Annotated in this window: 4 protein-coding genes; 2 read left to right on the forward strand and 2 right to left on the reverse strand. The window is 48.5% G+C overall.

Annotated features, from left to right (window positions below; translation table 11 throughout):
• Positions 1 to 107 precede the first annotated feature (107 nt).
• Positions 108 to 2,504: a hypothetical protein gene (locus Q0294_RS17135; protein ID WP_299467899.1), complete on the forward strand. Its 2,397-nt coding sequence runs from the start codon at positions 108 to 110 to the stop codon at positions 2,502 to 2,504.
• A gap of 17 nt (positions 2,505 to 2,521) precedes the next feature.
• Here the strand turns inward: Q0294_RS17135 and Q0294_RS17140 are convergent, their stop codons facing one another.
• Positions 2,522 to 3,736: an SGNH/GDSL hydrolase family protein gene (locus Q0294_RS17140; RefSeq protein ID WP_299467901.1), complete on the reverse strand. Its 1,215-nt coding sequence runs from the start codon at positions 3,734 to 3,736 to the stop codon at positions 2,522 to 2,524.
• A 218-nt stretch (positions 3,737 to 3,954) separates the two neighbouring features.
• On the opposite strand from Q0294_RS17140, the gene Q0294_RS17145 reads away from it, so the two are divergent.
• The gene (locus tag Q0294_RS17145) at positions 3,955 to 4,932 is read left to right on the forward strand and encodes a ThuA domain-containing protein (protein ID WP_299467903.1); all 978 of its coding nucleotides are present in this window, start codon (positions 3,955 to 3,957) and stop codon (positions 4,930 to 4,932) included.
• A gap of 74 nt (positions 4,933 to 5,006) precedes the next feature.
• Here Q0294_RS17145 and Q0294_RS17150 read toward each other — a convergent pair.
• Positions 5,007 to 6,282, reverse strand: a 1,276-nt coding sequence (locus tag Q0294_RS17150) for a TrkH family potassium uptake protein (protein ID WP_299467905.1), incomplete at its 5' end; no start/stop codon positions are given.

Here is a 6,282-nt window from a genome sequence, read left to right on the forward strand (position 1 = left end):
TAATTTATCCTGAAATATTACTAATGCACGGGGTCCAGAGGCGTAGGTAAACTAGAGGGGTCTTTTATTTCTCAAATTCCGACAGTCAGTATGTCGATGAAATCTGTATGACTGTACGATTATTTCCTGAATCCGTTTCCCGAGATCGCCGCGCGCATTGCCGTTTGAAAAGAACAGGCAGCGTTTTGGTGGCGTTCTTCCTCTTGATGGGGGAGAGTCTATTTCCCGTTAACGTCGTCCGGTCAGGGGAAGTGGAACTGAAACACGGCACCATTATTCATGGTGAGCTGGCTCCGATTTTAGGGCTGACGGATGTTTTGGCTGCCAGGATCCAGGGAAAAGGGCCTGAAGATCCGGACCCGGCGGCCCCGATTATCATGGTCGATAATGGGATCATCCGCTATTTCGTGCCGCGCAGGATGGTCTCGCGTTTCAACAATGACGAGGATCTTTCCCTGCTGGAAACATTCCTAGTGAAACAACAGGTGACAGGCCGCGGACAGATGCTGAAAGAAGTGGGGTCCTACATTGATGTCACCGATTTCGATGAGTTTGGCCGCCGCACCGTGACGCTCAAAACGAGTAAAGGCAATCTGCCGTTACTGCAGGGAGTGACAGAAATTACCCCGCGCTACCTGAAAATCACCGGGTTAAAACATCAGTGGGATCTGGGAATTCGAACGACTTCCGTGAAGGAAGAAGTTCTGGAAGCAATGCTCAAACGCGCGATTGATCCGCTTAACCCCAACGAGCGGATCGCTGTCGCACGGTTTTATATTCAGGCAGGCCTGTATCTGCCAGCCGCCGAAGCATTTGATGCCATCGAACGGGATTTTCCTGAGTATAAAGAGAAGATCGTCGCGTTTGTGAAAGATTTACGGACACTCCACAGTCAGCAGTTACTTGATGAACTGCAGCAGCGTCGCAAAGCCGGTCAGCATCGGTTGGCGCAGGAAGCGATTACCAAGTTTCCCACAGATAACGTCAGCCAGGCGATTCTCAGGCAGATTCGCGAAGTAGAAGAAGGTTATCTCAAACGCTGTGAGGAGATCGAAAAAGCACAATTCCGTTTGGGAGAACTGGAAGCAGAGATCAAAGATCAACCTGCCAGAGATCTGCTGCAGGCCTATCGTCGGGAAGTCATCACGCAACTCAGTTATGAATCTGTGGGGCGTGTTTCTGCCTTTCTGAATCTGGAAAGTGATAATTCGCTGTCTGCCCGGGAAAAACTGGCGATTGCTTATTCAGGCTGGATTGTCGGGGCCGCCCATGTGGTTACCGACTTGGATGCCGCTTTGAATTTGTGGACCGCACGGGCACAAGTGCTGGAATACCTGCGTGATGAGGACGAACAACAGAGCGAGTCCAAGATTGAATCGCTTAAGAAACTGGAAGGCGTTTCGACCGCAGTCGTGAAACAGATGATTCCGCTTTTGCCGCCGATACTGGATGCTCCCGTTCGAGACAATGCTCAGGCATTTCCGATTCAGGTAACTGATCCGGATGCTGAAATACCTGTATCCTATTCGGTTTTACTACCGATTGAATATAACCCTCATCATACCTATCCGATGATCGTCGCACTGCGTCCTTCGCATCTGACAGCTGAGTCGGAGTTGAGCTGGTGGGGCAAGTTCAAGGGGGGCCCCGGTCAATCGCAACGTCGGGGTTATATTGTGATCGCTCCTGAGTATCTGCAGAAAGATCAGGAGGAATATTACGATAATGTCACGGCCCATTATGCGGTGATTCAATCAATCCGCGATGCCCGGAAACGCTTTAATGTCGATTCCGATCGCGTCTTTCTCGCTGGCCATGGTACGGGCGGCGATGCTGCATTTGACATTGGCATGTCTCACCCCGATTTGTTTGCCGGTGTGATACCCATCGCTGGAAAAACAAGTGCGTTTAATCTGCACTATTGGGAAAACGCAAAAGACTTACCGTGGTATATAGTGGGAGGCGAACTCGATCGCGATACGCTGGAGCATAATTCACTGGTTGTGAATCGCATGATGCGTCATGGTTATGATGTGATTTATGCCGAGTACAAGGGCCGCGGTTATGAGAACTATTATGAAGAAATTCACAACCTGTTTAACTGGATGGAACTGCAGCAACGTTTAAAGTATCCGAAAGAGATCGAAGAGAAAATACTGCGTCCGATTGATAATCGTTTTTACTGGGTGCGAACCCAGAATTTTCCCGCTCAAATTATGCGGCCGGTTGTCGTAAACGGTAATCATCGCATTCAGGCCAAACCCGTTTCGTTAAATGTCAGCGTGAAAGAGGGAAATGTGATCTATGTCAAATCCGGAGGCAAGGTCAACACCTTATGGCTCTCACCGGAAATCGTGGATTATGAGAAACGTCTCGTAGTGCGCATTGGGGGCAAGCAGAAGTTTAATGATTTTCTGCGTCCGGATATGAAAGCGATGCTGGACGATTTTCGTAATCGAGGCGATCGGCAGAAACTGTTTGATGTTCGCCTCGATTTCGATTAGATTTAGTTCTGTTGTGATCAGTTGCCCACAAAATACATAATGCGCGCTGCGTGCCCTTTACCGGATGACTTTTCACTCAGGCGAATCTTCGCATGATGCTTGCCCGGTTTTAACTGGCTGTCAAAGACAACCGAGCGCGGGTAATGCAGACCTTTGCTGTAATTGTGATACAGGTCGAATGGCTGAAACGGCCCTGCATCAATACTCACTTCCAGAATTCCGGCGTCGGGTCCGGCTACGGTAAAGACGCCGAGTGCAGTCCCTTCAAAAGCGAGTTCCAGTTCCGCTCCGGCTGTTGTGGCACACAGCATGGGAATGCTGGTAAAGCGGCTGCGTTTACTCCCGGGGATGGAATCCCACTCAGGGACTTCGATCGTCCAACCCGAGTTTAACTTCGCATTTTTGATTTCGATCAAGCGACCATTCCGAAAGCTGAACGGATCGAGGGGTTCCTGGGGAGAGGCGTGTTTCATACGCGGGCCTTGTTTCTGCCAGGCGTTGGTGAGCAGCTTATCAATCATCGCGGCACAGATCGCGTTTCCGAAAGGAGCCGGATGCGTTCCACCGAATTGTTCCCAGGTCAGTTGTTTTGCATCAATCAGCCGCGCGACTTCACTGGCCAGATCGATTGTTGAAATCTCATAATGAGCGGCAACGCGTTCATGGCTGGAACTGGAGAGCGGCTTCTTTTTCTGTTGGATCGTTTCCAGCATGGATGGATTTATGAAGTGGACCATCACAATATCGGCATAGGGATTGTGTCGACGGATTTGTGCAATTACGCCTTCCATACCACGAATGGCGGCTGTTTCAGAATGTCCGGCGTCCTGGTCATCGTTGACTGCAAATTCGACAAAAAACAGATCAACGGGCCCCTGGCTCAATACATCGCGTCTCGTGCGAAAAGCGCCGGTATTCGAACAGGTTGAAGAGATGCCGGCATTCGTGAACTGGAATTTGGTTTCCGGAAACGTTTTTTCCAGGAACGCGCAGACCATCGGGCGGTAGCCGTTCATTTCGGTAATCGAACCGCCCAGAAAGGCGACATGCCCGGTTTTTTCCGATTCAAATTTCTGTTTGCTGTTTTGATAACTACCTCGTTGATGGATATTCTCCGCAGAAACAGCGGGAATTTTCAGAGGGTTTTCTGCATTCATGTTTGTCTCAAAAGAAAGCACAAACATCAGCAGGAGACCTGAAATCAGGGGCGTTCTCAGAATGTCGTTCTTCATGTGGCTCACAAACTCTATAAAAGAAGTCAAATTGATAACTGAAATTGAATATCACAGATTTCTGTTGGTTCCAGCATGCAGAATCTGTGGGGCAAGGTCAAGAGTTCTCCCGTTCAACAATTGATTTCGGGTCCCCTGATTCGATACGATAGAGGTTGATTTGAAGTTAGCAGTCATACTTCACGCATTAGAAGCCCTCAGCGCTGGCAGGTGTATTCATGAAACTGTTGTCTTATTTCCAGATCTGTTTTTCCTTGTTTTTGCTGGGATCAACGTTTGTGACTCAAACGCAGGCGGGCGAGAAACCGCATGTGGTTTTCGTGACCGGCGATGATGAATACCGTTCTGAAGAATCCATGCCCATGCTGGCAAAAATTTTGAAGCGGGATTATGGTTTTGATGTAACCGTCTGTTATTCGCTTGATGAAGACGGGAACATTGCCCCGGGAAACCAGAAATCAATCAGCGGGCTGGAAGCGTTGGACGATGCTGATCTGATGGTCTTGTTTACCCGGTTTCGAGATCTGCCTCCAGAGCAGTTTGAACATATTTTGAAATTTGTCAAATCCGGAAAACCGGTAGTCGGCTTTCGAACTGCGACGCATGCGTTTCTGTTTCGGGATCCCAAAAGTCCCTACAAAGACTGGAATGATAAAAAAATCGCGGATCTCGTTGGTCAAAAATGGATCACGCATCATGGTCATTTTGGTGATGGACACGAACATCTGACGAAAGTCACAATTGATGACGCAGCCAAAGATCATCCGATATTAAGAGGCGTCGAGCCGTATGAAGCCTATTCGTGGTTGTATCACGTGGATGGCGGCAGTGACGGACACAAACTGGCAGGTGACAGTCAGCCCCTTTTGACCGGGCATTCACTGAAATCAAATCATGAGAAGCAGGGAAATCTGAAGAAGTATCCGATGAGCAATCCCGTCGCCTGGACGAAGACTTATGCAGGGGAAGACGGAGCGAAAGGCCGAGTGTTCTTTACAACAACCGCACATCCATTTGATTTCAAAGATCCGAACGTGCGAAAGCTGTCTTTGAATGGGATTTTATGGGCACTCGGAATGGAAGACAAAATTCCGCCACAGGGAGCCAGGACAGACCTCGTCGGAGACTATGAGCCGAACAATTCTGGAGAAGGATCCCAAAAGTATAAAACGGGTCAAAAGCCGGAAAAACTTTAATCCGAAGATGTCGATCAGATAAAGTGTCTGGAGCACGAGTCTCGTTGGGACTGGTGCTCCTTTTTTTTCTGCTGTCAATAGTTTTTCCAGAAGGAAGGCACAAACAGTACCAGAATGGCAAAGAGTTCCAGTCTGCCCAGTAGCATGAGCACGGTTAAAATAATTTTACCTGACAGTGTAAAGTCGGCGTAGTTTTCTGTTGGCCCTAATTCTCCGACGCCGGGCCCGATATTATTCAGTGTGGCGACAACGGCGCTGGTGCAGTCAATTAATTTCTCAGGTTTGTTCAAGCGCCATTCCGTATTCGGTTCAATCGCTGTCAGTAACAGACTACTAAAGATAAAAATGACCAATACCAGACTGAAATAAACGGTGACATCGTTTCGGATACTTTGCTCAATATTCGTCGAGCCGAGACGTACAGGACGGATGACATTCGGGCGGAATGATTTTTCGATTTCGCGCCAGATAATTTTGCCAAACAGCACAAAGCGAATGACTTTGATACCACCGGCTGTCGAGCCGGCACAACCGCCGACAAACATCAGCAACAGCAATAACATTTTGGAAGATTCATTCCAGGTGTCGAAGTCTCCGGTCCCATATCCCGTCGTCGTCATAATGGAAACTGCTTGAAAGCCTGCATAGCGAAAGGCTTCAGGAAGGTTATCGTAAATCTGATTGCTCAATAAATTGTAGGTCAGAAAGAGAGTCGCAGAGCCTAAAATGATCAGATAAGTTCGAAACTCAATATCATTTCGCAAGGGGGCGATATAGTGTTTCCATGAGTGATTCTGTGAACGAATATTTTTTAATGAGAGAAAATACAGTGAAAAGTTAGTGCCGGCAATAATCATAAACAGAGCGATCGTAAATTCGATGAGCGGACTTTTAAAGTATCCGACACTCGCGTTATGTGTACTGAAACCTCCCGTCGCCATCGAACCGAAACTATGGCAAAACGCATCAAAAACACTCATGCCTTCCAGCCAGAGAATCAGAGCCAGGACTAACGTAAAAGCCACATAAATGCTCCACATCACGATGGCCGATTCCCGCACGCGCGGTCGAACAGCCTCACTTGTAGGACCAGGGACTTCACGTTTCATCAAAGCTTTTCCGCCTGCGCCCAGATGACTCAAGATGGCGACGAACAAGACGATGATTCCCATACCTCCCAGGCAGTGGGTGAAACTGCGCCAGAACAGAACCGAGCGGGGAACCAAAGCCGGGTCTTCCAGCTCTCTCAGTACGGAGGCTCCCGTCGTCGTAAATCCGGAAATCGATTCAAACAGAGCATCGGGGATTGTCATCGGAATATCAGGTGTGACCATTGTTCCTGAAAAAAGA

Source organism: uncultured Gimesia sp. (genome assembly GCF_937919775.1).
Taxonomy (GTDB): Bacteria; Planctomycetota; Planctomycetia; order Planctomycetales; family Planctomycetaceae; genus Gimesia.